Below are 25,612 nucleotides of genomic sequence, written 5' to 3' on the forward strand. Positions count from 1 at the left end.
CGGAGCCTCAGGGCGCGCTCGTGTCGTCTCCTCCGGCGGTGGAGGCGGGGAAGACGGGGGTGCCGCCCGGCGTGGTCGGATCATGCGGGAGGCTGCCGCGCGGGCTGCGCAGGTAGACGAAGGGCGTGGCGAAGAGGAAGTTGCTCACCCGGGACGTATAGATGTCCGCGTAGCGCTCCACCTGGCGCGCCAGGTGGCTCTTGTCGTTGCCCGCCCGCGTGAGCAGGCCCCAGATGGGGTTGGACAGCTCGCTGGCGGCGCGCGCCATGGGGCCCAGCTCCGTGTCGAGCTCCTCCAGTCGCAGGCGCAGCTCGGAGGCGCGGGCGTGCAACTGCTCGTCCGGGGGCGAGGGCTCGCGCGGGCCGTAGCCCAGCCGCCGCCGCTGCAGCTCCAGCCGCACCTGGCAGGCCTCGGCCTCCAGCCGCTCCTTGTGCTGCATGCGCTCGGCCAGCCGCGCCTCGGTGGCCCGGAAGGCGCTGATGGCGCGAATCTCGTCCTCCAGCTCGCGGAGGACGAGCGCGGTGCGCCAGCGCAGCACGTTCTTGGTGACGTGCACGTCGCCGAACATGTGGTCGCCCACGTAGAGGATTTCATCCCCGCTCATGCCCAGCGAGCGCTCCACCTCCGTGGCGCTGCCGCCGAAGTAGGGCACGCCCGGCTTGAGCGGCCCCGCGTGCGGACGCAGCAGCCCCTCCTGTCCCTGCACCGTCACCACCTCGAAGAGCGAGGAGCGCGTGGTGAAGAACTCGGGCTTGCGCGCGCTGACGATGACCACGTCGAACAGCTCGCGCCACGTCATCCCCTCGAGGAAGGGGTCGAACGCCGCGTGCATCATGGGCAGCGTGTACGCCCACTCGCTGTTGGTGATGAGCAGCAGCTTCTTGCCCGCGTTCTTTTGATCCAACAGCGCCAGGGCCGTGTCCGGCTCGGCCAGCACGTAGCGGCCCGGGTCGGCGATGATCTCCGCCTTGAGCGCGCCCTCCATGTGGGTGGCATCCAGGCTGCGGCGCACGTGCTCGTAGACGTCCGTGTAGCCCATGGGCCCGGCGAGCTTGCCGGCGTCCAGCAGGTCCACCACCTGGCAATACAGACACGCCTCGGAAAGTGAGAACAAGGTATTGAGAAAGACCCAGCGCCGCTCGGACAGGTCGATGATGGTGCGGGCGTACTCGTTGCGCTGGTTCTCGAAGTCCATGGGCCGGGTGCCATGGAGGGCCTTCTTCACGAAGCCGAAGCGGTTGGCCTTGAGGAGGTTGCCTTTCTCGGTGTCGATGATCAGGCCGCGCATGGCGAGCATCGGATCGAAGGTGAGGTGGCCCACGGGCCAGCCCTGCGCCACGAGCCGATCGCGCATGTGCTCGTAGGCCCTTTGTTCCCACGCCTCCACTTTGTAATGGATGAGCGTGTAGTCCATGTCATAGCCGATGGCCTTGATGGCCCTCATGTTGAGGGTGCGATTACAGAAGAGCCCGCGCTCGGGTGGGGGGGCTGTCAGGTTCCCGGTCATATGCCTACGTTCGTGCCCTGGCCGGTGCCAAAAGTCGATACTTCTGGCGGGGTGGGCGTTGGTGGAGGGCGGGGAGCTGGCCAGGACCCGCCGCAGAGTGAGGGGAGTCGAACATGCGGGGTCTGCCAGGGCTCGCGGTGTTGGTCGTGGCGTTGGTGGCGGGGGGAGCGAGTGCCGGGGACGGGTGGGAACAGGTCGCCGACGGCGAGGTGACCATCCGGGTTCGCAAACGGGCGGACATTCCGGGCTGCCGGGAAGTCTGGGCGGAAGGCGTGATGAAGGCCGGCATCCAGGACATCCAGTCGGTGCTTCGAGACCATGAGAGCTTCCGGCAGTGGATGCCCTATGTGACGGAATCGCGGGTGCTGTCGACAGGGCCCGAGGGAACGCGCGTCACGTACACGAAGTTGGACCTGCCCGTCGTCTCCAACCGGGATTACGTGGTGCGCGTGGTGGACGAGCAGCTGCTGGAGGCGGATGGGACGGGCACGTTCCGCCAGAAGTGGTCCGCGGACAACCAGGCGCTGCCGGAGCAGGAGGGCGTGGTGCGGCTGCGTCACAACGAGGGCAGTTGGGTCATCACTCCGCGCGGCGAGGGCAAGGCGCACTTCGTCTACCGCTTCACGGTGGAGACGGGTGGCTCCATTCCCGGCTTCCTGGCGGGGTTCGGCCAGAAGGACGCGGTGCTGGACACGGTGCGCGCGGTGGAGAAGCGGGCGCGCAAGCAGGCCTCGGCACGTGTCGCGGGGGGGCAGACGGCGACGGGCGGTTCTCCCCGGCCACTGTAGGACTCGGGACGGGGACTCGGGGCGTGGGACTCAGGACAGCCCCACCCCGAGCAGCACGAGGGTGAGGGTGCCGGCCACGCCCAGCGTCCAGCCGATGGAGTGCAGCCGGCGGGGTGAGGGCAGGGCCACGCACAGGCCGAGCGCCACGAGGCCCACGGGCAGCAGCGCCAGCACACGCAGGGGCTGCAGCCCGGAGGCGAGCGCCCAGAGGACCGCGCTGACGAGGGCGGCGGCCACGAAGGCGGCGCCCGTGCACCGCAGCCGCTCGCGGTGCGCCTGGGGCCGGTGGCTGGCGATGACGGTGCGCACGGCCAGGGTGGCCAGCCCGAAGGACAGCCCATAGGTGCCCCAGAGCGTCAGCGCGGTGGACGCGGGCATGCCACCGGCCATGGCGATGGGCACGGCCCAGGCTCCGAGCGCGAGCGCGGCGAGCACCTCGCCCGAGAGCGTGCGCTCCTGCCGTTTCCAGGCGAGCAGGAGCACCTCGCCGCCGAGGATGACGGGCAGCATGAGGAAGGGCCGGGCCTCGGCGGGCAGGGAGAGGGCGCCGAGCACGAAGGCCAGTGCACCCACCGCACCGGCGAGCAGGCCCCACCACCGGGCGCGGGCGCCATCCCGCTCGCCGCGGCGCGCGCCCCGGTGGCCGAGCAGCAGCAGCACTGGCTCATGGGCGAGCAGGCAGGTGAGCGCGGCGCCGGAGAGCCAGAGGGCGCTGGCGGGCGCGCCGGAGACGAAGAGGGCGGTGGCCAGGGGCAGGCCGAGCTGGAACCAGACGCCGTGCTCGCGGGGAAGGAGTCCCTGGAGGAGCGGGCCCGTGGGGTGGGTGGAGAGGGAGGTCATCGCGTGTCCTCGTGCATGCCCACACCTGGAGCAAGGGGTGTTCCAGCTCGCGCTCGGGAGGAGCCGGGAGCCCGCCTGCGCAACGGGTGCACAGGACGTCGTGGGGGGCCGCAAAGCTTGCGCGTGGGGGGCGGGTTTCCCAGGAGATGGCGGCGGGAGGCACGGTTCCTGAAATGGGCTGCGAGCACTGGCCGCGCCGGGTCCCCCGGGGTGTGTCGGAGAAGCGGGGAAGCGCCATGAACACGTTGATGGACGAGGCCCGGATCGCGTTGATTCAGCGGCGGAGCAGCTTGCGAAGCCTGCTGCGGCTCACCCGGACGGAGGCAGGTGCGCAGGGGAGGGGACGAGCGCCGGACCTGGTGGACGATGCGGGCGGGAAGAGCGCGGAGACGGTCCGGGCGCGGCTGTCGGAGCGGGAGGAGCGGGAGCTGCGGGACATCGACGACGCCCTGGTGCGCATCGAGCAGGGCCGGTTCGGGCACTGCGCGCGTTGCGGAGGGGCGATCGGCCGACACCGGCTGCGGGCCATCCCCGAGGCACGTCACTGCATGGCATGCAGCGAGCAGGTGGGCCGCTGAGGCCTTCCTCCGCGAACGCGGGCCGGGCTCCTTCGGTGGAAGGACAGCGGACCTCATCTCCGGAGTCACTCCGGAGGAGATGACCGCGCAAGTGGTTTTCCGCTTGCCTTCATGGGGACCCGCCACGTAGGTTGCTCCCGTGCGCCCTGGAGCCTGGTTCCTGTTGCCCGTGCTGCTCTCCCTGCCGGCCACGGCCTCCTCGCGGGCGGCAGGGCCAGTGCTCCAGCGGCGCACGCTCGTCTTCCCCTCGCGGCCCGCGCAGGTGCCCCCGCCGGAGCTGTACGTGGCCGCCGGTGTGGCCACGCTCGTGTTGTTCGAAACACCTCCACGGCCCGAGGCCCAGGTGCTCGTGCGGGAGGAGGGGCGCATCCACCTCGGCCGCATGGAGGATGGCTCGGTGCTGCTCGTTCCCACCGAGGACCTCGTTCCGGGCGAGCGGGTGCTCTTCTCCGTGGCCACTCCAGCCGGCGCGGAGCCCCTGCGCTTCGTGCTCGTCACCCGGCGCGACGCGGTGGATGTACGGGTGCGCGTGGTGCGTGCCCAGCCCTCCGCCGATGAGGATGGCGCGGAGCTCGTGGCCCGCAGCCTGCTCGACGCGCCGGATGCGCGTGCCACGCTCGCCTTCCCCCAAGAGGGGGTGCAGTACGAATCAGGGGAATCGCGGGGCCGGGTCGACTCCGTGCTCTGGGTGGGGCGGCGCTTCTTCATCGCCGTGTCCGTGCGTGGACGCAAGAAGGATGTGCCCCCCTGGCGGCTGGTGCAGGCGCGGCTGCGGGTGACGCTCCCGGACGGTGTCCTGCTGGAGTGGCCCGCGCGGCTGGTGACGGGGGCGGCGGACCCATGGCTCGAACGTCACATCGTGACCGGCCTGCTTCCGGAGGGGGGCTCGGAGGTGGAGCTGGCGCTGGATGGCGAGGACGCTCCCGGGCCCTTCCGTCCATTGGTCCGGGACGAGGAGCCATCGCGGCCATGAGCACACCACTGCACCCCCACCAACTGCGCGAGGGGGAGATGGTGCGGGATTTCCGTATCGTGCGCTGGCTGGGCGCCGGGGGGTTCTCCTTCGCCTTCCTGGTGGAGCGCGGAGGCCACCAGTACTTCATGAAGGTGGCGGCCCGGCCCCTGTCGCGGGAGGACGCGGACCGGGTGGATGACTGGATGCGCCGCGAGGTGACCTCGCTGGAACTGCTGCATCACACCCACCTGCTGCCGGTGCTCGAATGGGGCCGGTGGCCGGAAGTGGAGACGGGCTACGGCTACTTCGTCACGCCCTACGTCCAGGGCAGCACGTTCCATGTCTGGCGTTGGCGTGAGCGTGCCTCGCTCCACCGCTCGGTGGGCATGGTGTGCGCGTACCTGGAGGCCCTGGCGGTGCTGCACGTTCGCGGGGTGTGTCACCGCGATATCAAGGCGGACAACCTCCTGGTGCGCCAGGAGGACGACAAGCCCTTCCTCATCGACTTCGGCTCGGTGCACCTGCCGTGGGCCCGCGCGCTCACGGAGGGGTTGGCGCCGGGCACGCTCTACTGCCAGCCTCCCGAGGCCGTGGTCTTCCTGGTGTCCGAGGCCTTTCAGCCCGGCTCCCGCCTGGAGGCCCGGCCCGAGGCGGACCTGTACGCCGTGGGGCTGCTGCTCTACGAGACGCTCACCAATTGCCGTCCCTTCAGCACCCGGCTGACGCTGGAGCAGCTGCTGATCGCCATCGGCACCGCGATGCCTCCGGATCCCCGGACGTTCGACCCCGGGCTCCCCGCGGGCCTGTGCGCGCTCGTCATGCGGCTGCTGGCGAAGAATCCCGGGGAGCGCCCCTCGAGCGCCTGGGCCGTGCGCGAGGAGCTGCTGCGGATGCGGGACGAGGAGGGGCACACCGACGTGTGGCAGGCTCCGGCCCGACGGCCTTCGGAGTGCCCGTGGGCGAGCGAGGTGCCCGCGGGGATGGAGCTGTTGCGGGAGGTGGCGGAAGACGCCCCGGCACCGGAGCCCGCGCCTGCTCCCGCTGCTCCCGCCGAGCCCGAATCGGGTGGAGGCGCTGCCTCCGGAGGGGCGGGGTGGAGGGAGCGGCGCCGGGTGCTCGTCACTCTGGCGCTCCTGGTGGGGTTGCTCGGGATAGGGTGGATGCTCTCCTCCGAGAAAGGAACGCACCCCGTGTCCTCCGCTCCCCCTTCCGCGACCTCCAATGATTCCTCCCCGGCGTGGGCGTCCTCTCGCGTGTGCCGGGTGCTCGCCGGGATGGTGAGCCTGTCCACCGCGCAGCTCATCGGGTGCGCCACCGTCCCCGCGAGGCCCGATCCCCTCAGCTACCTGGAGCGGTGTCCCGCCGAGGCCCGTGCCACCCCCGCGCGGCTGGGCCTCGAGCCCCGTGAGCACCCCTCCTTCCTGGAGACGGGGACTCCGGCCTCGCGACGCACCATCGAGGACGGTGGCGCGCTCAACCTCGAGCCGGGTCCCGTCACCGCCGACATGGTCGCCATGGTGAATGGCAAGGAGGTGTGGTTCAAGATCTCCGGCGAAGCGGTGACGCTGCCCCACCGGGTCTACATCCAGTTCGATCGCATCCATCCGCCGGAGGGGGAGCCGTTGCCCATCTGTGGCGTGGCCGTGGATGACATCCACCAGTACGGCATCCCGACGTACGCGAAGCTGCCCATCGAGGGCAACGAGGTGGACCCGGAGAAGGTGGACAAGAGCCCGGGGAGCGTGGTGCTCAATGATCCGCGCTTCGAGACGGTGTTGCGGGGGCCGGAGGGTTACGACATGCCCCGCATCAAGTGGGCGCCGCCGGGCTGGCGCTGAGGCTCAGTCGAGGAAGCGGTGCTCCCAGCGGTGCATCTCCTCCTCGGAGAAATCCCTCCAGCGGTAGGGGGAGTGGTGGCGCCAGGGCTCGAGGACACGCGCCAGCTCGCGGTGGAGGGGGAGGAGGAGGCCCTGCTCGGTGTCACCAGCTTCGGGGCATGCGCCGAGCGTGACGACGACCCGGTCTGCTTGCATCTCCTGGACGGAGATGTCCGGAGAGGAGAGGCGGGAGCGCAGTCCGGCCGCGCCCCCCAGTTCCCCGAGTACCGGCTGGCCCAGGAAGGTCAGCCAGTGGGCACCGCGCACACGTGTGCCCAGCTCCTCGGAAGTCATACCGAGTTCAAGGGCATCCATCCCGGGGTAGCGCAAGGCCAACGCCTTGAAGTCCGGGGGAAGATACAGGAAGTGGAAGGCGAGCCCCGCGTGGCCGGAGTTGAAAGGCAGCTCGGTGCCCAGCTCCAGGGCGAGCTCGCGGACGCGCCCCGGGCCATGCTCATGGAGGTACTCCGTGGGAAGCCAGAAGGTGACCGCACTGAGGAGGTCCGGGTTGTTGCCGTCGAGCCTTCTGCCCCGGTATTCGACACTGTACCCGCTGACGGCATCGGGTCTTTCGTGCAGCTCGACGATGCCTCCACCCGATTCGCTCAACTTGTTCTGGATGAACTGCCATCCCCGGTGGTCCAACTCCTGCCAGTCGCCTTCCGGGTCCACGTACCATTCGAGCGTCCGCGGTCCTACCGCGCGGAGATAGGTCTCCAGGGCACGTCTGACGTCTTGGGCCACTTCCTGATGGGAGCGGCGCATGTAGAAACAGATGCTCAATCCCTCACGCAGCACGAGTGCGCCATGCTCCGCGTAGAGCCTTATTTCTGGGATCCTCTCCATCGGATGATTCTCCAAATGGGGGCCACGAGGTCAGGGCCTGCTCTTCCCTTGAGGCCTGGGTGGACGTCATCTCGAAAGGAAGACACGTGGGACTCGACTACAGCCTCAAGCTCGCGACGGACATGACGCGGGCGAATGCATTGGATCTGCTCGCCAAGTGTATTCCAGAGCTCCAGTGGAGCAAGGAGCATGGCTCCTTCTATGCTCCAGACATCATCATCACGGTACTGGAACTGAGCAGGGAGGGGGACTCCATCATCGAGGAGAACTTTGGCTTCAGGCCTGACCTGTCCGTGGGATTCCGCTATCCCTCCAACCGGGATTACGAGACCTTCGTCAAGATGATGCTGCGGGGCGCCGTGCCACTGTTGGATCAGGGGCGTGACGGCGTCCTGCTCTTCAATGGGGAGATCATCGTCGTGCAGCGGACGGGGGGACGGCTCGTCTTCAACGCGGATTACCGCCTCTACCGTGATGAGCACTGGCTGAAGGCCAACGTCCCCGTGCCCTTCGAGCGCCGTTCCCTGCCCTCACCGCTGCTTCGTGGGTGAGCCGGTCCGAATCCACCTCCCAACCGGTCTCGCGCAGCTGGGCGTCGATGAGGCGGCGGGTGGCGGCCTCGTCCAGCTCCAGCTTCTCTCCGGCCTGGTAGGAGGTGGCGGCCAGGAGCTCGAGGGCTTCGGCAGGCTGAGCGGCGGAGTGGGCCTGGATGGCGTCCAACTCCTCGGAGAGCCGCAGTGCTGGAGCCGGGCAGGTCTCCGGCCGACCCGCCGCGGTGTGTCCTGGCTGGCGGACCCACGAGGCAGGCAGCCGAGAAGGCGTGCGCGGTGCGGCCCCAGCGGCTATAGGTCGAGGGTATGAACGACGTTTCCACTGTGCGGGTCGCACCCGCTGTGTTGCCCAAACCGAACGACCCGTGCTGGTGCGGGAGTGGCAGCAAGTACAAGAAGTGCCACCGGGGCGCGGATACCGTGGAAGCGCGCAAGCGGGGGCCCGAGGCCCCCTCGCGGGGCATCCAGCCGGGCGTCGTCAGCCCCATGCGCACTGTCCCCCCCCACATCCCCCGTCCGGACTACGCCGTGTCGGGGCGGCCCGCTCGCATCTTCCCTCCCTCCGAGGTGAAGAGCCCGGAGGTCATCGCCCGCATGCGCCGCGCCTGCAAGGCCGCCGCCGAGGTGATGGCCGCCACGGCCGCCCACATCCGCCCGGGCATCACCACCGACGAGCTCGATGCCATCGCCCACGAGGAGTACGTGCGCCGCGGCGGCTACCCCAGCCCGCTCAACTACCACGGCTTCCCCAAGTCCATCTGCACCTCGGTCAACGAGGTCATCTGCCACGGCATCCCCGACAACCGGGCGCTCGAGGACGGTGACATCGTCAACCTCGACATCACCATCTACCTGGATGGCGTGCACGGCGACACCAATGCCACCTTCGCCGTGGGAACGATCGACTCGGAGAACGAGCGCCTCATCCGCGTCACGCGCGAGTGCCTCATGGCCGGCATCGAGGCGGTGAAGCCCGGCCTGCCCATCAACGTCATCGGCAAGGCGATTGAAGCGCATGCCACGAAGAACGGCATGGGCGTGGTGCGCGCCTACTGCGGCCACGGCATCGGCGAGCGCTTCCACACCGCGCTCCAGATTCCGCACCACTTCGATCCCCAGGCGAAGACGATCATGGAGCCGGGGATGACGTTCACCATCGAGCCCATGATTACGCTCGGCCACTGGCAGCACCGGGTGTGGGACGATGGCTGGACGGCGGTGACGGCGGACGGCAAGCGCACCGCGCAGTTCGAGCACACCCTGCTGGTGACGGACCAGGGGGCGGAAATCCTCACCGTGGCGTGACGCGCACGCGGCTGCGCACGCCCGTGAAGACGCACAGCAGCACCAGCACGGCCGCGCCCAGGGTGCCGTGTCCCAGCGGCTCGCCGAGCAGCAGCGCGCACCACCCCAGGGTGAGCAGCGGCTGGGCGAGCTGGAGCTGGCTGACGCGCGCCACGCCCCCGAGCGCCAGCCCCCGGTACCAGGCGAAGAAGCCGAGGAACATGCTCACCACCGAGACGTAGCCCATGCCAAGCCACGCGCGCGGACTGGCGGAGAGCATCTCGGGGCCCACGTGGAGCGCCACCACGGGCGCCAGGAAGGGCGCGGCGAGCACCAGGGCCCAGCAGATGACGCGCCAGCTCCCCAGCTCTCGCGAGAGGACCGCCCCCTCGGCGTAGCCCACCGCGGCCGCGGCCACGGCCAGCAGCATCAGCGCGTCCCCTCCGGTGGGGAGCCCCGCGCCCTGGGCCAGCGCGAACCCCAGCACGCAGCCGAGCCCCGCCAGCGCCGAGAGCCAGAAGCTCCACGAGGGACGCTCGCGCGCGCGGAAGACGGCGGCCACGGCGGTGGCGGCGGGCAACAGTCCCACCAGCACCGCGCTGTGCGAGGCGGGCATGTGGCGCAACGCCAGCGCTGACAGCAAGGGGAAGCCCACCACCACGCCCCCGGCCACCCGGGCGAGGCCCCTCCAATGACGGCGCTCGGGAAGCCGCTCGCGGCGCACGGCCAGCAGCAGCCCCGCGAGCACCGCCGCCACCAGCGCCCGGCCCAGGCCCACCACCGTGCTGCCCAGCTCCGGCACGGCCACCCGGGTGGCGGGCAGCGTGAGGCTGAAGGCCACCACGCCGAGCGCGCCCAGCAGCAGCCCCTCCCGCGTGCGCGAGGACTCGGAGCGGGGCGTGGGCGCGAGGCACAGGCGCGCGGGGTCCAACGCCTGCACCACCACCCGGCCGCGTCCCTCCACCTGAAGCGCGTCCCCGGCCTTCAGCACGTGGTCCTCGCCATCTCCCTCCCGGGTGAGCCACACCGTCCCCTCGCGGCACGAGAGCGTCAGCCCTCCCATGCGGGGCAGGTACGTCCACAGCGCGCCCCGGGCGAGCGTCAGGCCCGCGGGCTCTCCACCGGCGACGAGCGGTCTCGAGGTCATCTCTCCACCTCCTCTGGTGTGCTCAACATGGGCCTTTCATGGCGAGCGGAACAGATTCAGCGGCGCGCGTTTGTTACCGGTACAGTTGCCAGGGGTTGAACTGTGCTGGTCCTCGCGGGGGCCAGCTGTATCTGGGTTTGGAGGCGCCACCTCGTTAAGGGAGGCGGTGGCCCCGGTGTCTGGAGTGGAGGGCGCGATGAAACTGTACGAGCAGGTGGCCGAGCGGCTCGGCGAGGCCATCTCCGTGGGCACGTTGCGGGCGGGAGACAGGTTGCCCTCGGTGCGCCAGCTCAGCGCGAGCGAGCGGGTGAGCGTGTCCACGGTGCTGCAGGCGTATGTGCACCTGGAGTCGCTGGGGCTCATCGAGACGCGGCCCCAGTCCGGACACTACGTGCGCCGGCGCCAGCGTCCCCTGCTCGCCGAGCCCCAGGTGTCCCAGCCGGCGGCCTCGGCCTCGCCGGTGAGCGTGAGCGCGCTGGTGTCCCGGGTGTACCGCGCGGCGGGTGACTCGCGTGTCGTCCCCCTGGGAGCGGCGTTTCCCTCTCCGGAGCTGCTGCCCGCCCGGCGCCTCAACCGCGAACTGGCCCTGCTGGCCCGCGAGGCCGGGGAGATGGCCATCGAGTACGACATGCCTCCGGGGTGCCTGGTGACGCGGCAGCAGGTGGCGCGCCGCTCGTTGGATTGGGGCTGCCCGCTCGCGCCGGAGGACTTCGTCATCACCTGTGGCGCCTCGGAGGCGGTGTACCTGAGCCTGTCCGCGGTGGCGCGTCCCGGCGACATCGTGGCCATCGAGTCCCCCGCCTACTACGGGACGCTGCAAGCCATTGAGGCACGGGGGCTGCGCGCGCTGGAGATTCCGAGCCATCCCCGCCATGGCATGGAGTTGGACGCGCTGGAGGCGGCGCTGGCGAAGCGCAAGGTGGCCGCGGTGCTGGTGGTGCCCAGCTTCAGCAACCCGCTGGGCAGCTGCATGCCCGAGGAGAACCGTCAGCGGCTGGTGCGGATGCTCGCCGAGCGCGGCATTCCCCTCATCGAGGACGACATCTACGGGGACCTGCACTTCGGCCCCGAGCGGCCGAGGCCCGCGAAGGCGCATGACACCGAGGGCCTGGTGCTGCTGTGCGGCTCCTTCTCCAAGACGCTGGCGCCGGGCTACCGGGTGGGCTGGGTGGCGCCGGGGCGTTTCCGGGAGAAGGTGGAGCTGCTCAAGTTCGCGCAGACGGTGGGCATGCCCACGCTGCCCCAGCTCGCCATCGCCGCCTTCCTGCGCAGCGGGGGCTATGACAAACACCTGCGCGCGTTGCGCCGGCAGCTCGCGTCCCAGGTGCAGCGGATGGTGGAGGCCGTGGCGGAGCACTTCCCGGAGGGCACGCGGGTGACGCGGCCCGAGGGCGGTTCGCTCGTCTGGGTGGAGTTGCCGCGCGAGGTGGACGCGCTGGTGCTGCACGCGCGGGCGCTGGACGCGGGCATCAGCATCGCGCCCGGTCCCATCTTCTCGGCGCAGAAGCGCTATGGGAACTTCATCCGCCTGAGCTGTGGCTTCCCCTGGTCACCGCGGCTCGAGGGCGCGATGGCCACCCTGGGCAGCCTCGCGCGCAGCCTCGCCTGAGCGCACGGAGCGCCACCACGGCTCCACGGTTTCCACCCGGGACGGCTCCACCGGCACGCCTGCCTTCGGCATCACCAGGTGCACCCGCTGCTCCTGTCCCAGCCGCACGAGCGTCTCCGCCGGATCATCCCACGCGTGGATGGCGAGGTTGAACGTGCCCCAGTGCACCGGGAGGAACGCGCCGCCGCCGAGCAGCTCCAGCGCCTTCAGTGCGTTCTCCGGGCCGAGGTGGATGTCGCCCCACGCCGGGTGGTACGCGCCCACCTCCAGCATGACGAGGTCGAACGGCCCGAGCCGCTGGCGGATCTCCGCGTACTCCGGCGTGAGCCCCGTGTCGCCGCTGAAGAAGACCTTGTGCTTCGGGCCCTCGATGACGAACGACGACCAGAGCGTGCGGTTGCGATCTCCCAGGCCCCGGCCGGAGAAGTGTTGCGAGGGCGCGGCGGTGATGCGCAGCTCGCCGCGGGGGAGCGTGGCGGACTCCCACCAATCCAGCTCGGTGATGCGCTCGGGTGGAATGCCCCACGCCTCCAGGTGCGAGCCCACGCCCAGCGACGTGTAGAAGGGCACGTCCGTGCGCGCCAGCTCGAGGATGGTGGGATGGTCGAGGTGATCGTAGTGGTCGTGCGAGACGATGACCGCGTCCAGCGGGGGCAGCTGCGAGAGCGTCACCGGGACGGGGTGGAAGCGCTTGGGCCCCGCGAAGGCCCAGGGCGACACGCGCTCGCCCCAGACGGGGTCGGTGAGCACGCGCAGGCCGTCCACCTCGAGCAGCACCGTCGAGTGGCCGAGCCAGGTGGCGCGCAGCCCCGTGTCCACCGGCCGGGCCCACGTGGCGAGCGGGCTCTCCAGGGGCAGGGGTCCGGGGGGCGTGCGTTGATTGCCGCCGAAGAAGAACTCGCCCATCGTCGAGAACGCGCTGCCCGGCTTGAGCCCGGGGCCTACTCCGGCGGTGTTCTTGAAGAACCCGTCGAGAAAACGGGGCGAGGAGCGCATGCGCTCGAGACGGAGGCCGTGGGCCTTCCCACCGAAGACGGAACCCTTGGGCATGTGGCGGGTTTAACGCGGGGCCCGCCCGTGTGCCATCCCTCCTCACGGTGCCGGAGGAGGCGGGCAGGTGCTTCCCAGGTGGGCGGCCCGGGTCACCGCAGACGGACCTCGAGGTGCTCCACATCGGCATTGGGCCTTCCCTGGAAGGCGTCCAGCAGGCGTCCCTCCACGGAATCCCGTTCCCAGACCGCCGCCCGCTCGAGACCCACACATTCCTGGGGCTCGGCGGCTCGTTCATGCCCTGCCGTGTCGAAGATGGTGCAGCGGCGGAAGTCCCCCCTGTCCTGCATGAACTGGACGACGGGCTCGGTCAGGGGCTCTTCGAGTGCCCTGCGCCCCAGGACTTCCCACGCCTCCAGGGCCAGATGGCGGACAGCGATCCTGAAGAGGATGGGGCGCGATGCGATCCGGTCCAGATCGGAGTCCGGAGCCGTGGTCCTGTAGTCATAGAAGGCCGCATACGGGGACTCGAGCAGCCTCGCATAGCCGAAAGAGCCATCGGAGAGGGGAATCCTGAGGAAGGTTCCGGTCGTGGGCTTCCGCCTGCGCATCGCTCAATCTCCCGTGTAGGGATGGAGTGGTCCCCACTTCTTGGAGGCGGCGTCGTGGAACAGCCTGCCCAGCGGGTTGTCTTTCGCCACGCCGCGCTGGGCGTTCTCGGTTCGATAGGGCTCTCGGGTGTCGGACCAGGCTCCCCCAAGGGAATCCATCAGTTGCTGCTCCCTTCCACGAATCCGCCAATAGGCCACGTCGCTATACCTGTTCGCGTAGTTGACCGAGGTTCCGACGTCGAACTCATCCAACACGGCTGGCCGGAAGCCGGAGCCTTTGGGTTCATCGTTTTCGTCGAGGTGATGGTTCGAATCTCGTGCGTCGACGGCCGCCACGGCCTGCGGGCGAAGAGGCTTGTTCAGGTCGATGACCATGCTGGTGCGTCCTGCATAGTAGCGGCCGGTTCGGGAATTGAGCTTCGTGTAGGTCGCATAGACGCGTCCCCGGTTTGGCTCCTTCCTGTCTTCATGGGCGTGTGGGCTCCGTTCTGGGACGGGAGACGCATGGGGCTCGGATACCGGTTTCGTTTCAGGCGGGGACCTGGATGCTTCGGGGGCCTGCGTGGCCTTGGGGGCGTAGCAGCCCTGGACCCAGCCTTGAAGGTCGCCGAAGTGCGTGCCGTAGAAGGTATCCGCGATATCGATGGGAGTCTGCGTCCCGCTCAAGGCCGCTTTGACGGTCAAGCAGACCAGGACGACGCTCCCGCCCGCTGCCATCACGGCGCCGCCCGCCACGAGGGCTTTCCCCAGGACTGGAACGGTGCCTGCTTCCGCGACGGTCGTGGCGCCGGGTGGCGCCCATCGGAGCACTGCACTCGGAAGTCCCAGCCCCACGCTCTCGCCGGACACGCCATGGGCAGGAGTGTTCCCCTGACTCCCAGAGTAACGGAACGTATGCGGGCCAGCGCTGGGGCGCAGGCTCCATGTTGGGCCCCCACACCCCACGAGCAACAGCAAGAGCAGCAGAGCCACCGCGCGTGGCATGGATGGCTCCTGGAACCGGGTGCTCGATCGCGGGAACACCCGGCGGATATGACGTCCGCCTCTCACCCCGTGGGGATGCGCACGACGAAGGTGTAGTCCACGTCGAGCGGTTTGCCCTGGGCCATGACAGGAGTGACCCGCCAGGTGGACAGGGCCTCGAGCAGCTCCTGCTCCATGTAGGGCAGGCCATTGAGCAGCCGGCACCTGGTCACCCGGCCCTCCCGCGTCACCACGCAGCGCACCAGCGCCGTGCCGCGCACACGCTCGGCCCGGGCCTCGGGGGTCAACTGCGGCTCCCTCCCGCTCACCCGCTGCGGACGCGTCATCATCGCGGGCTCGAAGGCCACCGGCTCGCCCGCACCGGGCGCCTCCGGCTGGGGCCTCTTCAGCTCGGCCGCCCGGGCCGCCACTGGCGTCCTCTGCTCGGGCTTCGCCCCCACCTTCGTCTTCGCCTCGGCGACTGGCGCGGACCGGGACACCGCGCGCTTCTTGGGCCGCGAGGCCTTGGCCACGGGGGCGGAAGCCGGCTCGGGCTTGGGCTTGGGGGCCGGTGCCGTCTCGGCGATGGGCTCGGGCGCGGGGAGCGCAGAGGTACTCGCCCGTGAGGCCGTGGCACACCCGGTACCACCCAGGGCGATACACGCGGCCAGCAGGCAGATGAGGGCGGGGCGAGGCTGCACGGAGAGGAGAAAGCCAGTCATGCGGGAATTTTATACTAAAACGGGCCGGTGTGCTGCGAGATCAACCAGATGTTCCCGGAAATCCCGTGGAGCCACTGTATGGGATTCAGGGGCCAGGTGGGTGTTATTGGAAGAGAGGAGGTGGACCATGCCGCTGCGACGAGACATCCCCCTGTTCCAACTCGAGACCGAGGATGGGCACGAGCGTGGGACGCGCAAGGCCTGGCAACGGAGGGAGATGGTGGTGGCGTTGCTGCACGCCAATTGTGAGGACTGCCAGCGATTGCACGCGGAGCTGGAGGCGCTGGCGCCCGGGTGGCACCAGGAGGAGGTGGAGGCCTTCACGGTGATGATGCCTGGCCAGCCTGGAGCGCCGGTGCTGCCAGGAGCGCTGAAGGACGAGCAGGGCACGGTGACGTGGAAGCTCGCCGAGTGCTTCGGGCGCGTGCCCGGGACGGCGGTGGTGGCGGTGGCCAGCCGCTTCGGCGAGCTGTACGGGGTGGTGGACGTGCACGGCCAGCCCACGGCGCGGGTGCTCGCCGAGGCGCTGGAGTGGTTGGACCTGGCGCAGCGCCAGTGCGGCGAGTGCTCCGCTCCCCTCTGGGAATGAGGGGGGATGGAGCGGGGCGCTAGGAGCGCGGGCCCCGGGGCGTCACGCGGATGGGGGGCTCGATGAGCTCGGGCGGGGTGGCCCTGGGGTCATCCGGCTCATAGGCGGGCGCGTAGGGGCCGGCGTGCGTCTCCTTCCACTGGCGAGGCACGCGCTCGAGGCCCACGGGGAAGACGGTGAGCTCTCCGTCCTTGTCGATGCGCAGCCGCAGGAAGTTCTTGAAGTCGGCGATGGCGAGCGAAATGAAGGCCTCGTTGGAGTGGGCCCTGAAGCCGTTGACGCTCACCATCAGGTACAGGCCCATGATGAAGGGCCCCAAGAGGAAGCCGCCCAGGAAGGTGAAGAAGGCGCCCAGGAAGAACTTGGCCCACACGTGCTTCCACCCGGCGGCGCACAGGGTGGCTCCGGGGACGAGGATGGTGTTGCCGGGGAGGATCTCCTGACAGATGCCCAGGACGCTGGCGGTGAAGTACATGCCGCCCCAGGCCACGAGGAACGCGGCGGTGATGTGCGCCAGGCCATGCAGTCCGCCGGCCAGCCAGCGCCAGCGTCCGAAGGCCTTGTCCGCGAAGCCCACGAGCCCGCCGAGCGTGGACAGCCCGAGCACCAGGGACCAGGGGCGTGTCACCACCGAGGAGGCCACCGCGGAGAGCACCTGGGGAAACTGCGTCAGCCCGTAGCTTCCAATCTCCGTATACGTGGCCAGCGCGAGCAGCAGGTAGAGCGCGCCCGTCATCAACCCGAAGAGGGGGCTGTGGCGGATGAGCATCAGGTTCTGCCGGGCGAGCTTCCGGGAGGTCTTCTCGTCCGGGAAGCTCTTCTTGAGCGTGTACCGGTCGCGCAGCCGCCGCGCCGCCGGAGCGTGGGTGGGGTGGAGGAAGGCGCCGCCGCCGCCCGCGATGATTTTGTGTTTGCCCTCGGGGTCCTCGTGGCGGCGGTAGTGGTGCAGGTCTCCGGCGAGGAAGAGGCTGATGCGCCGGCCGAACACCTTCTCCTGGAGGTAGTCGAGGTTGTTCTCCAGGTAGCCGCGGCGCCGCCTGGCGGTGGTGGCCATGACCCAGGCGGGCTCGGCGTTGCAGAGGATGATGCGATCCTCGGGCTTCATGTGCGTGGCGACCTGGCGGAAGTACTCCACCTGGGGCACGTCGATGTCGCTGTCGAGCTGCACGTCGGTGCCGACGAGCCACCAGCTCTGGGGCAGCTTGAGGGCGAAGTAGCTGCGGCTCTGCCGGGTGCGCCGGCCGGCCAGCCAGCGGTTGGCGCAGAACAGCCGCATGAAGGCGGACAGGCCGTCATACCAGTCGTGGTTGCCGGGGATGGCGAACAGGTCCGGGCTGGGCTCCGGGGTGCGGCCCAGGGCCTCCTCGTAGGGCTGCACGAGGCGCTCCTCGTAGGTGTCGCGGCTGGCGCCCGGGTACACCTGGTCGCCGCCGAACACGAGGATGCGTCCGCGCTCGATGGCATGGGCCTGGCCGGTGGGGTCCTTCACCTCGAGGGAGGGCAGCGCGAGCAGCCGGGCCACGGCGTAGGTGGGGTTCCACCCGTCACCGGTGTCGGCCACGTAGTCCAGCCAGAAGTCCTCGCCGGGGGACTCCTCCGAGTAGTCGAAGTAGGGCGGCTGGGGACGCACCACGGCCTCGACGAGCCGGTGGTCCGCGCGAGCGCCGAAGACGGCGGCCACCAGCGCGTCCATGCCGGTGCGGATGAGCATGGAGGGGTGGAGCCAGCGCACCATGTCCGCGTGCTGCTCGGGTCTGGTGGCGGTCCCGGAGTCGTCGGGAGTGCCGGTCTCGTGGAGGGTGAAGTCACTGGCGGGCGCTTCAGGCGTCTCCGCGGGCTGCGGCTTCTTCGCGGTGGCGGGCTGGTGGGGTGTCACTGGAGGCGACGGTCCCCCAGCCCCGGGCCCGGGTCAACTCCCCGGTCCGGGACGTGATGGGGCAGGTGGAGGGGGAGCGGGCGAGCGGGCGGAAGATTCCGGTTGCCCGGAGGGCCCGGGCCGTGGTGCATGACGGGGCCATGAACGAATTTCCCATCACCGTGCGCTTCCCCGTGCAGTGGGGCGAGATGGACGCGTACGGCCACGTGAACAACGCGCGCTACTTCACCTGGTTCGAGGCGGCCCGGATCGCCTACATGGCCCGGGTGGGGCTGGTGAGCGCGGAGATGCAGAAGCCGGAGGGCGGGGTGGGGCCGATCGTCGCCGCGACGAACGCGGAGTACCTGCGTCCCGTCGTCTTCCCGGCGGAGGTGGTGGTGGGAGCGCGGGTGACGCGGTTGGGCAACACCAGCATCACCATGGAGTACGCGGTGGAGGATGCCACCAGTGGGGTGCGGTACGCGCGCGGCGGAGCGGTGCTCGTCACGCTGCGCTACCCCACGTACGACAAGGTGCCCGTGCCCCCGGAGATTCGCGCCGCCATCGAGGCGCTCGAGGGCCGCATCTTCGAGTGAGGGGCTACGGGGAGGAGCTGGCGGTGGCGCGGGGAGTGGGCACGCACCGCCATGGTTCCTTGTCCGTCTTGCGGTGGCAGGTGAAGCCGGGCTCGCAGGAGGAGGCGTCCTCGGGAGTGCAGGACTTGTGGCACTCATACTGGTGGCAGACGGTGCCCTCGGAGCAAGGAGGGGCGCCCTGGCCACAGGTTGAGATGCACTGCATCCACACCGCATCCACCGGTTGCGGATAGTCCTGGAGCAGACAGTGCTGGTGCTGGGGACAGGGGTTCTGCTGGCAATCCCGTCCGTATACCGTGGCACAGATGGAGGCGTGCCTGCCTTCGAGTGAGGGGTTGTCCAGGGCAACGCACCGCTGGCCGTCAGGGCAGGTCCGGCCCTCGCAGGTGGGTAGGCAGGAGGGCCCATCCGCCGGTCCCTCCTGACAGAAGAAGCCCTCGGGACAGGAAGATGGGTCCTCGGTTTCGCAGCGGCGGCCACAGCGGGACTGGCAGAGCAGGTCTTTCTCACAGGCGTAGTTGCGGCTGGGAGCGTGCTCCATGCACTCCTCGCCTTCTTTGCGCATACCTGCAAGGGAGCAGACGCGGATGGGGGCTCCGTTAGAGGTGAACTGGGTCCGGCAGACGAATCCCTCCTGGCATTGCAAGTCCGTCACGCACCGGCTGTCCGTGCAGTAGCGGCTCATCGTGTGAGTGCTGAAGAAGCACCGGAGGGGGGATTCACAATCCCTATCCGAAACGCACGATTGCCCGTAGGTGAGAAAGCCTCGCCGTTGCTCGTTTGAGAGCATTGGGACGGGTGCATTGCCCTGTGTGTCTGGCTGGCTCGTGCCCTGCTTGAACATGGCGGCATGGAGCAGCCACGCTAGAGGCAGCGTCAAGAAGAGGCCGGACAGGGCGGCGAGGAGCGCATGCCATCGCATGGGGCTCTCCATCCTCACGGTCTGCCAGGGGGACGGCCAGGGCGACACTCGGGTAGGCAGCGTTGCTGTGCCTCGGGGGTATTTCCAGGCTCGTGGTACTTCATACAGAACTTCATCCAGTCTTCCTCATCGAGCGCACAATCCTTCATCGAGTAGTACTCGTTCATGTCCCGCTCCAGAGCCTGCTCGATCGTCCCATCCCTGCTCCAGGCATGAGGGCAGCCCACCGTCGCGATGAGCAGCAGGGGAGACAGCGTCAGCATCACGGCTCGACTGTTCATACGGCCTCTCCTGTACAGGGGTTGAAAGCCTCGGCCGCTACCCGCCGCGCTTCGCGTCCGCCGGGGCGTTGGGATGGCGTTGCAGCAACTGGCGCAGCATGGGCTGCCGGCGGACGGCCTCCTGCTTGAGCAGGTGGACGATGAGGGCCGGCGGCGCCGCGCTCCAGCGCGCGATGTTCTGGATGAGCATGGGCGAGCGGTAGGTGCGTCCGCACAGCAGCGCCGCCGTCTTGCCGTCCACCGCCAGCCCCACCAGCGAGGCCAGCACCCGGCCCTCCGTGTTGAGGATCAACTCCACGCGCTCCTCGGCCGGCGCGGTGTTGAAGCGCGTGCGCATCACCTCGCGTGCCGTGCGGCGGGTGCCCTCGGGCACGTCCCGGTCCATCGCCACCTTGTACTGCTCCATCAGCCGGCGCCCTCCCCACAGGCGGCGGAAGAGGCTCACCGGCAGCTGCGGATTGCGCACCAGCCAGCGCCGCACCCCGGCGTCCGATGCGAACGACGCCCGGCCACAGAGCGCCTCCAGTCCCACCGGGTGGTGGTGGTGCCGCGCGATGAGCCGCGCGTGCCCCAGCCCCACCCGCGTGTTCTCCAGCACCGACTTGATGACCGCCGGCACCGGGTCGAAGCAGAAGGCGGACAGCTCAGGGTCCTCGGCCCCCCGCGCCCGGCTCGCCCGCTGGTCCTCGGGGAGCGGATGCAACTGCCGCTCGAACAGCTGCCGCCAGTTGCCCGCGGCGGCCTCGACCGTGTCGTCCTCGGGCTCCTCCCCTTCCTCCGCGGGCTCCTCCTCCTCGAGAGGCAGGGGCTCCTCACTCCCGGCCTGGGGCTCCTCGGATGCGGCCCCGGTCCTCGCGGCGGGCGTGGTGGGTGGTGGCGCGGGGGCGGGGGTAGGGGCGGGTAGTACCGCGCCGTGTTCGACGAGGCGGGTCAGGATGGCCTGGACGCGCTCGGGGGGAAAGCCGGTGAGGGCGGGCAGGTGCCGCACGGACGTGAATCCGTCCAGACGCGACAGGAGGAAGCCCTCTTCCGGGGTGAGGGGGAGCTTCGAGACGGCGGCCGAGGGAATGGGCTTGGGCGTCCAGTCGTTCACGATCCGTCTTCCTGGAGTAGGTCAACCCTAGGCCGAATGACACCAGATCGCCAAAGAGACGTGGCGGAGGGTTGACGAATGGGGAGGCTCCGGAAGCACAATTCACCCATGAACGAGCGCATCCCGACCTACGCCGAGTTCTGGCCGTACTATTTGCGTGAGCACTCGCTGCCCAGCACGCGCTGGCTGCACTTCCTGGGCACCTCGGTGGCGGTGAGCCTGGCCGTCACCGCCGGGCTGACGGGCAAGGCGAACCTGCTCCCGTTCGCGCTGGTGTCCGGCTATGGCTTCGCGTGGGTGAGCCACTTCACCCTCGAGCGCAACCGCCCGGCGACCTTCAAGTACCCGCTGTGGTCGCTCTTCTCCGACTTCCGCATGGCGGGCCTGATGCTGGTGGGCCGCCTGTCCAAGCACCTCGCGCGTGCCGGCGTCCGGGACGAGGACGATCAGTCTGGAGGTCATTTGCGGCGGGTGCCGGTACCGGTTCCGGTCCGTACCCGCCGCCACGGCCGCTGAGCGGCGAAGCCGTACCGGGGACGGGGAGCGCCCGTCCCCCCAGGCGGGCAGGCGAGCGCCGGGCCCGTCCTCTCCTGGAGTTGGTCCTGGCCCGGCCCGGTGAGGTATGGAAGGGCGGGTGCCGTCCGACCCGAATCCTCCCGATCTCATCCTCGTCAGCGACCTGCACCTGGGGCGTGGGCGCCTGAGCGGCACGGGCCGCTACCACGCGCTGGAGACGTTCTTCTTCGACGAGGACTTCCTGGACTTCTGCCAGGGGCTCGTCGCCGAGGCGGAGCAGCGGCGCACCCCCTTCCGGCTCATCTTCAACGGGGACACGTTCGATCTGCTGCGCATCGAGCCGGCCCACGTGGGGCCCTCGGCGGCGCGGCGCGAGAGGCGCTTCGGCGCGCCGGTGACGCCCGAGGTGGCCGCCGAGATGATGACGAGCATCCTCGCGGGGCACCCGGCGTGGGTGGAGGCGGTGGCGCTCGTGCTGGCCGCGGGCCACGGCGTCCTCTTCCTGCCGGGCAACCATGACGTGGAGCTGCAGTGGGAGCCGGTGCAGCGTCCGTTGCGCGAGGCGGTGGCCGAGGCGCTGCGGCGGCGCGGGGCCGGGGTGGAGGAGGCGCTCGGGCGGCTCGTCTTCGAGCCCTGGTTCCACCACGAGCCGGGCCGCATCTGGGTGGAGCATGGCAGCCAGTACGATCCCGAGTGCTCCTTCCGCTACCCGCTGCGCGCGGGCCAGCCGGCGCTGTGGGACGGCCCCGCGCTGGAGCGGGACATGCCGCTGGGCAACTTCTTCCAGCGCTACCTCTACAACGCCTTCGGGGCCATCACCTTCATCGTCCCGAGTACCCGGGCCAACTCGCGCTACCTGAGGTGGCTGGTGTGGAACCGGCCCGGGTTGTTGCTGCGGGTGCTCTCCGGCCATGGCCCCTTCTCGCTGCAGCTGTTGCGGCGCGTGGCGATGACGGCGGGGGGCATGAGTCCCCAGGAGGAGGCGCACCGCGCGGAGCTGGAGCGGCTGGCGGCCGGGTCCGGGCTGGGCCGGACGCTGCATGACATCGACGCCCTCAAGCACGTGCCGCCCAACCTCGCCCAGGCGGCCCGCGCGGTGGTGTGGCCGCTGGCCCGGCTCGTGCTGCTCGCGCTCACCGTGGGGCTGGGAGGCTTCGGCCTGTGGTTCGCGGCCTTTGGTGCCATCACCCACCTGCAGGCGGGGCTGGGCTTCAAGACGGTCCTCTTCCTGGGCATGCACCTGGCGCTCATGGCCGTGCTGCTGGGAGGGCTGGCCTGGAGGCTGTTGCGCGCGCCGGCCGCCCCGCCCCGCCCCCTGCGCCGCGCGGCCGGGCACATCGCCCGCCTGCTGGGGGTGCCGATCGTCACCTTCGGCCACATCCACGAGGAGGTGGTGGCGCCCCTGGACACCGGCGCCCCGGGCGCGGCCACCTACTTCAACACCGGCACGTGGATCTCCGTCTTCACCCACGAGCCGCTGCTGCCGCGCGAGCGCATCCAGTTCTCCTTCCTGCGTGTGCGCGGCCACCAGGCGGAGCTGCTGCACTGGAGCCCGAGCCGGGGCCGGGCGGTGCCCGCCATCCTCTTCGAGGAGGACGAGCACGCGGTGGAGCCCGGCGTGAGGGCCGCCTGAGTAGGTGGCCAGAAGTTCCCGACACAAGCGTGGGGTCTCCGCACTGCGTGCGAAGCCACGCCAGGCCGGCCTGTCGGCCGTGTGCTGCACGAACTTGTCCAACAGTTGGACAGGTTTCTGAAGACCGAGCCCGGCAGGGGCACCCGTCCCGCCCGCAAGCCCCCGGGCGAAGGCACCGGCCTGGGGCTCAGCCTCAGTCGCGAGATCATCGAGAAAGGCAACGGCGGCACCCTCCGCTTCGAGTCCGAGGAGGGCCAGTATTCCGAGTTCATCATCACTCTCCCTCGGTGAACCGAGGGAGGTTGTGGCTCAGACGGCGAGCTCGGTGGATGCACGGAACTGGAGGAACTTCACTCCCTGGCCAACAAACCCTTGAGACCCGGCACGGGCGGCGCGGGGGGTTCAGTCCTGGGCCTCCTCGCTGCGGGGTGCCTCGAGGCCGCCGTTCCACGAGCGCAGGCTGGCGCGGCACAGGGCCCGCTCGTGGAAGTCTCCGTCCGGGCGCAGGTTCCGCACGCCGCCGCGCAGGAAGAGCGTCTCCAGCAGCGGCGCGAGCTGCTGCTCGTACAGCTCCATGCACTCGCGCGGGTGCACCCCCGGCCACGAGTAGCACGTCACCGTGGCCCGCCGGTGCTTGTGGGGAATCTCCGCCGGCACCGTCTTCATCCAGCCCGGGTCGTCCGGCAGGAAGACGTACTGGTCCAGGTCCCCGCGCGGAATGCCCTCCAGCGAGCGCACCGTGGGCGGCGTCACCTCCAGCACGTATGGGTCCACCACCAGGTCACACACCACGGCGTGCTGGGGCAACCACGCCAGCCACTCGTTGGGGATGAGGGGCTGGGAGGGGTTGGAGCGCTGGGTGGCATCCACCAGCACGTCCGTGTTGCGCAGCCGCTCGCGCATGTAGGCCCAGTGGCCCGTCAAATCCCTCCCCAGCACCGTCACCTCCACGCCCGGTAGCCCGCGCTGGCGGAAGGCCTTGCTGCGCTCGAGGCGGCCGTACTTGGTGGCCGCCTCCGCCGCGTGCTTGCCCACCATGCCCACCCCCATCACCGTCACGCGCACCGGTGGGCGCCCCGAGTCCAGCAGCGTGGGGTCCGTCTTCTCCAGCGTGTCGAAGGCCGCCTCCAGCCCGTTCCACGCCACCGCGCGCATGTTCTCCACCAGCCGCCGCCCGTCGTCGTCCTCGATGGAGTCCAGGCTGAGCGCCTCCAGCCCCAGCTCGGTGAGGCGGCGGATGCGCCGGGGGCGCGTGGGGAAGTGCAGCATGGACACGAGCGTGGCGCCGCGCTCGAGCTTGGGCAGCTCGTCCAGCTCCGGGGCGCGCAGCACCAGCACCACGTCCTGCTTGTAGGTCTCCAGCCCGTCCACCACGTGCACGCCCGGGCCCGCGTAGTCCGCGTCCGTCAGCCCCATGCCCGCGCCGATGCCGGACTCCACGTACACCCGCACGCCCCGCTCCGTCATCCGGCGCACCAGGCTCGGGAGGAAGTCCCGGCGCTCTCCCCGCTCCTTGTGCATGCGGGGCAACCCCAGCGTCAGCGATTCGCCTTGTGCCATCTCGTCGACTCCGCGCGGGCCACCGCGCGCTCGAAATACCTGCCCTGCTTCTCGTCCAGCTCGTCCAGCGGCTTCTCGAAGGCCACGCGCAGCAGCGGCTCCACCTGCTTTCCGTACACCTCCATGCACTCTCGCGGGTGCACTCCCGGCCACGAGTAGCACGAGAGCGCCACCCGGCGGTGCTTCGTGTTGATGCGCTTGTCCATCCGCGCGTACACCGGATCCTCCGGCTTGAAGACGTACTGGTCCAGGTTGCCCTCGGGGATGCCTTCAATCCCCTTGAGCTGAGGTGGATCCGTGGTGAAGTCGTATGGGTCCACCGACAGGTCCAACATCACCGCGTGCGCCGGCAGCGCGGCCACCCAGTCGTTGGGGACGACGGGGCGGCTGGGGTCCGGCCGGTAGGTGGCGTCCACCAGCAGATCCGTATGCTCCAGCTTGGAGAGCATGTAGTTCTCGTGTCCCGTCAAATCATGGTCCAGCAGGGACACCTCGATGCCGGGCACGCCCGAGGCGAGCATGGACTGGCGCAGGCGCTCGTCGCCGTAGCGGCTGGCGGCCCGGGCCGCGTGGCCTCCCACCGCGCCGGCCCCGAGGATGGTGGCGCGCAGGGGGCGCCGCCCCGGGTCATGGAAGCGCCGGTACGTCCGCGTCAGCTCACGGAAGGCGGCCTGCACCCCGTTCCACCCCACCGACTGGAGGTTCTCCACCAGACGCTTGCCCATGTCGTCGGTGAGGCCGTCCAGGCTCACCCCGCGCAGGCCGAGCTCGCGCAGCAGGGCCACCCGGTGGGGCCGCGTGGGGTAGTGCAGCATGGAGTAGAGGAGGGTGCCCGGGCGCAGCTTGCGCAGCGTGGCGTCATCCGGGCAGCGCAGCACCACCACCACGTCCTGGGCCAGGCTCTCCTCCCAGGTGCCCTGGCGCGCCCTCGGCGAGGCGGCGAGGTACTCGGCCATGGGGATGTCCATGCCGGAGCCGTAGCCCTCCTCGAGGACGATGTCGCGCGCGCCCAGCCGGTCCAGGAAGGAGACGAGCTCGGGGAGGAAGTCCCGCTTCTCACCCGCCTCCTTGTGCATGCGAGGCAATCCGACGGAGAGATTCATGCACGCACCATAACCGGTCGCGAGGGCTCGGGGTGAATCCGCCAGCCGCACTGGCGCGTGACGCACGCGCGGCTCGCCTGCATGCCCTGCTCCGTGCGGGTGGTGAAGCAGGGCGAGTGCCGAGCGGGGTGGTGCCCGCGGCGCGAGCCTCATCACCGGCCGGGGGCGGACGGGCCGGCGGTGTGATATCCCTCCG

The 25,612-nt window shown here is 70.0% G+C and carries 25 protein-coding genes; 12 read left to right on the top strand and 13 right to left on the bottom strand.

Annotated elements, in window-relative coordinates; genetic code table 11:
- Nucleotides 1-7: 7 nt before the first annotated feature.
- Nucleotides 8-1,507 carry an HAD-IG family 5'-nucleotidase gene (locus Q664_RS43410; protein ID WP_043410559.1) on the bottom strand — a complete coding sequence of 500 codons (1,500 nt, stop codon included), beginning with the start codon at nucleotides 1,505-1,507 and terminating at the stop codon, nucleotides 8-10.
- A 113-nt stretch (nucleotides 1,508-1,620) separates the two neighbouring features.
- On the opposite strand from Q664_RS43410, the gene Q664_RS43415 reads away from it, so the two are divergent.
- Nucleotides 1,621-2,295, top strand: coding sequence for an START domain-containing protein (locus tag Q664_RS43415; RefSeq protein ID WP_052519417.1), 675 nt, complete (start codon nucleotides 1,621-1,623; stop codon nucleotides 2,293-2,295).
- Between the two features lie 30 nt (nucleotides 2,296-2,325).
- On the opposite strand, the gene Q664_RS43420 is transcribed toward Q664_RS43415, so the two are convergent.
- Nucleotides 2,326-3,135: a YwiC-like family protein gene (locus Q664_RS43420; RefSeq protein WP_043410563.1), complete on the bottom strand. Its 810-nt coding sequence runs from the start codon at nucleotides 3,133-3,135 to the stop codon at nucleotides 2,326-2,328.
- 236 nt (nucleotides 3,136-3,371) lie between these two features.
- Here Q664_RS43420 and Q664_RS53495 point away from each other — a divergent pair, with 236 nt between their 5' ends.
- The 3 genes from Q664_RS53495 to Q664_RS43435 all read left to right on the top strand — a co-directional run bounded on the left by Q664_RS53495 (nucleotide 3,372) and on the right by Q664_RS43435 (nucleotide 6,506).
- The gene (locus tag Q664_RS53495; protein ID WP_043410706.1) at nucleotides 3,372-3,713 is read left to right on the top strand and encodes a TraR/DksA family transcriptional regulator; all 342 of its coding nucleotides are present in this window, start codon (nucleotides 3,372-3,374) and stop codon (nucleotides 3,711-3,713) included.
- A 139-nt stretch (nucleotides 3,714-3,852) separates the two neighbouring features.
- Nucleotides 3,853-4,686 carry a DUF2381 family protein gene (locus Q664_RS53500; RefSeq protein ID WP_084610856.1) on the top strand — a complete coding sequence of 278 codons (834 nt, stop codon included), beginning with the start codon at nucleotides 3,853-3,855 and terminating at the stop codon, nucleotides 4,684-4,686.
- Nucleotides 4,683-6,506: a serine/threonine protein kinase gene (locus tag Q664_RS43435; protein ID WP_043410565.1), complete on the top strand. Its 1,824-nt coding sequence runs from the start codon at nucleotides 4,683-4,685 to the stop codon at nucleotides 6,504-6,506. The genes Q664_RS53500 and Q664_RS43435 overlap by 4 nt, the downstream gene beginning before the upstream one ends.
- Before the next feature lie 3 nt (nucleotides 6,507-6,509).
- Here Q664_RS43435 and Q664_RS43440 read toward each other — a convergent pair whose 3' ends face one another.
- On the bottom strand, nucleotides 6,510-7,391 hold the full coding sequence (locus tag Q664_RS43440) for a DUF3396 domain-containing protein (protein WP_063934863.1): 882 nt from the start codon (nucleotides 7,389-7,391) through the stop codon (nucleotides 6,510-6,512).
- 86 nt (nucleotides 7,392-7,477) lie between these two features.
- Here Q664_RS43440 and Q664_RS43445 point away from each other — a divergent pair, with 86 nt between their 5' ends.
- Both Q664_RS43445 and map read left to right on the top strand, forming a co-directional pair.
- Complete coding sequence (locus tag Q664_RS43445; RefSeq protein ID WP_043410567.1) at nucleotides 7,478-7,942, top strand: SitI3 family protein; 465 nt, start codon at nucleotides 7,478-7,480, stop codon at nucleotides 7,940-7,942.
- 306 nt (nucleotides 7,943-8,248) lie between these two features.
- Nucleotides 8,249-9,247 (top strand): type I methionyl aminopeptidase, encoded by a 999-nt coding sequence (gene map, locus Q664_RS43450; protein WP_043410570.1) that lies wholly within the window; start codon nucleotides 8,249-8,251, stop codon nucleotides 9,245-9,247.
- On the opposite strand, the gene Q664_RS43455 is transcribed toward map, so the two are convergent.
- The gene (locus tag Q664_RS43455) at nucleotides 9,234-10,373 is read right to left on the bottom strand and encodes an EamA family transporter (RefSeq protein WP_200883853.1); all 1,140 of its coding nucleotides are present in this window, start codon (nucleotides 10,371-10,373) and stop codon (nucleotides 9,234-9,236) included. The two genes, map and Q664_RS43455, sit on opposite strands and share 14 nt — an antisense overlap.
- A gap of 196 nt (nucleotides 10,374-10,569) precedes the next feature.
- Here Q664_RS43455 and Q664_RS43460 point away from each other — a divergent pair, with 196 nt between their 5' ends.
- On the top strand, nucleotides 10,570-11,982 hold the full coding sequence (locus Q664_RS43460) for an aminotransferase-like domain-containing protein (RefSeq protein ID WP_043410572.1): 1,413 nt from the start codon (nucleotides 10,570-10,572) through the stop codon (nucleotides 11,980-11,982).
- Here Q664_RS43460 and Q664_RS43465 read toward each other — a convergent pair.
- The 4 genes from Q664_RS43465 to Q664_RS53505 form a co-directional block, all read right to left on the bottom strand.
- The gene (locus Q664_RS43465) at nucleotides 11,923-13,032 is read right to left on the bottom strand and encodes an MBL fold metallo-hydrolase (RefSeq protein ID WP_043410575.1); all 1,110 of its coding nucleotides are present in this window, start codon (nucleotides 13,030-13,032) and stop codon (nucleotides 11,923-11,925) included. The genes Q664_RS43460 and Q664_RS43465 overlap by 60 nt on opposite strands.
- A 92-nt stretch (nucleotides 13,033-13,124) precedes the next feature.
- Nucleotides 13,125-13,583, bottom strand: coding sequence for an Imm26 family immunity protein (locus Q664_RS43470; protein WP_043410577.1), 459 nt, complete (start codon nucleotides 13,581-13,583; stop codon nucleotides 13,125-13,127).
- Nucleotides 13,584-13,586: 3 nt separating this feature from the next.
- Nucleotides 13,587-14,267, bottom strand: coding sequence for a hypothetical protein (locus Q664_RS59645; RefSeq protein WP_160174634.1), 681 nt, complete (start codon nucleotides 14,265-14,267; stop codon nucleotides 13,587-13,589).
- Nucleotides 14,268-14,629: 362 nt separating this feature from the next.
- The gene (locus Q664_RS53505; RefSeq protein WP_052519419.1) at nucleotides 14,630-15,268 is read right to left on the bottom strand and encodes an energy transducer TonB; all 639 of its coding nucleotides are present in this window, start codon (nucleotides 15,266-15,268) and stop codon (nucleotides 14,630-14,632) included.
- 127 nt (nucleotides 15,269-15,395) lie between these two features.
- On the opposite strand from Q664_RS53505, the gene Q664_RS43485 reads away from it, so the two are divergent.
- Nucleotides 15,396-15,857, top strand: a complete 462-nt coding sequence (locus Q664_RS43485; RefSeq protein WP_043410582.1) for a hypothetical protein — start codon at nucleotides 15,396-15,398, stop codon at nucleotides 15,855-15,857.
- A gap of 19 nt (nucleotides 15,858-15,876) precedes the next feature.
- Here Q664_RS43485 and Q664_RS43490 read toward each other — a convergent pair whose 3' ends face one another.
- Nucleotides 15,877-17,592 carry a hypothetical protein gene (locus Q664_RS43490; protein WP_043410718.1) on the bottom strand — a complete coding sequence of 572 codons (1,716 nt, stop codon included), beginning with the start codon at nucleotides 17,590-17,592 and terminating at the stop codon, nucleotides 15,877-15,879.
- A gap of 281 nt (nucleotides 17,593-17,873) precedes the next feature.
- Here Q664_RS43490 and Q664_RS43495 point away from each other — a divergent pair, with 281 nt between their 5' ends.
- Complete coding sequence (locus tag Q664_RS43495; protein ID WP_043410721.1) at nucleotides 17,874-18,308, top strand: acyl-CoA thioesterase; 435 nt, start codon at nucleotides 17,874-17,876, stop codon at nucleotides 18,306-18,308.
- Between the two features lie 936 nt (nucleotides 18,309-19,244).
- On the opposite strand, the gene Q664_RS43505 is transcribed toward Q664_RS43495, so the two are convergent.
- Complete coding sequence (locus tag Q664_RS43505; RefSeq protein ID WP_043410586.1) at nucleotides 19,245-19,511, bottom strand: hypothetical protein; 267 nt, start codon at nucleotides 19,509-19,511, stop codon at nucleotides 19,245-19,247.
- Between the two features lie 37 nt (nucleotides 19,512-19,548).
- Nucleotides 19,549-20,604 carry a hypothetical protein gene (locus Q664_RS43510; protein WP_043410588.1) on the bottom strand — a complete coding sequence of 352 codons (1,056 nt, stop codon included), beginning with the start codon at nucleotides 20,602-20,604 and terminating at the stop codon, nucleotides 19,549-19,551.
- A gap of 108 nt (nucleotides 20,605-20,712) precedes the next feature.
- Between Q664_RS43510 and Q664_RS43515 the strand changes: the two genes are divergently transcribed.
- From Q664_RS43515 to Q664_RS57030, 3 genes are all read left to right on the top strand, one after another.
- Nucleotides 20,713-21,120, top strand: a complete 408-nt coding sequence (locus tag Q664_RS43515; protein ID WP_043410590.1) for an Mpo1-like protein — start codon at nucleotides 20,713-20,715, stop codon at nucleotides 21,118-21,120.
- 118 nt (nucleotides 21,121-21,238) lie between these two features.
- Nucleotides 21,239-22,753: a metallophosphoesterase gene (locus Q664_RS43520; protein ID WP_160174635.1), complete on the top strand. Its 1,515-nt coding sequence runs from the start codon at nucleotides 21,239-21,241 to the stop codon at nucleotides 22,751-22,753.
- A 105-nt stretch (nucleotides 22,754-22,858) separates the two neighbouring features.
- Nucleotides 22,859-23,044, top strand: a complete 186-nt coding sequence (locus tag Q664_RS57030) for an ATP-binding protein (RefSeq protein WP_235217102.1) — start codon at nucleotides 22,859-22,861, stop codon at nucleotides 23,042-23,044.
- Between the two features lie 111 nt (nucleotides 23,045-23,155).
- Here Q664_RS57030 and Q664_RS43530 read toward each other — a convergent pair whose 3' ends face one another.
- Together Q664_RS43530 and Q664_RS43535 are read right to left on the bottom strand one after the other, a co-directional pair.
- Nucleotides 23,156-24,313: a Rossmann-fold NAD(P)-binding domain-containing protein gene (locus Q664_RS43530; RefSeq protein WP_052519420.1), complete on the bottom strand. Its 1,158-nt coding sequence runs from the start codon at nucleotides 24,311-24,313 to the stop codon at nucleotides 23,156-23,158.
- Nucleotides 24,292-25,416 carry a Rossmann-fold NAD(P)-binding domain-containing protein gene (locus Q664_RS43535; protein WP_063934864.1) on the bottom strand — a complete coding sequence of 375 codons (1,125 nt, stop codon included), beginning with the start codon at nucleotides 25,414-25,416 and terminating at the stop codon, nucleotides 24,292-24,294. The genes Q664_RS43530 and Q664_RS43535 overlap by 22 nt, the downstream gene beginning before the upstream one ends.
- Between the last annotated feature and the right edge of the window lie 196 nt (nucleotides 25,417-25,612).

The sequence above is a fragment of the Archangium violaceum Cb vi76 genome, assembly GCF_000733295.1.
GTDB classification, from domain to species: Bacteria; Myxococcota; Myxococcia; order Myxococcales; family Myxococcaceae; genus Archangium; species Archangium violaceum.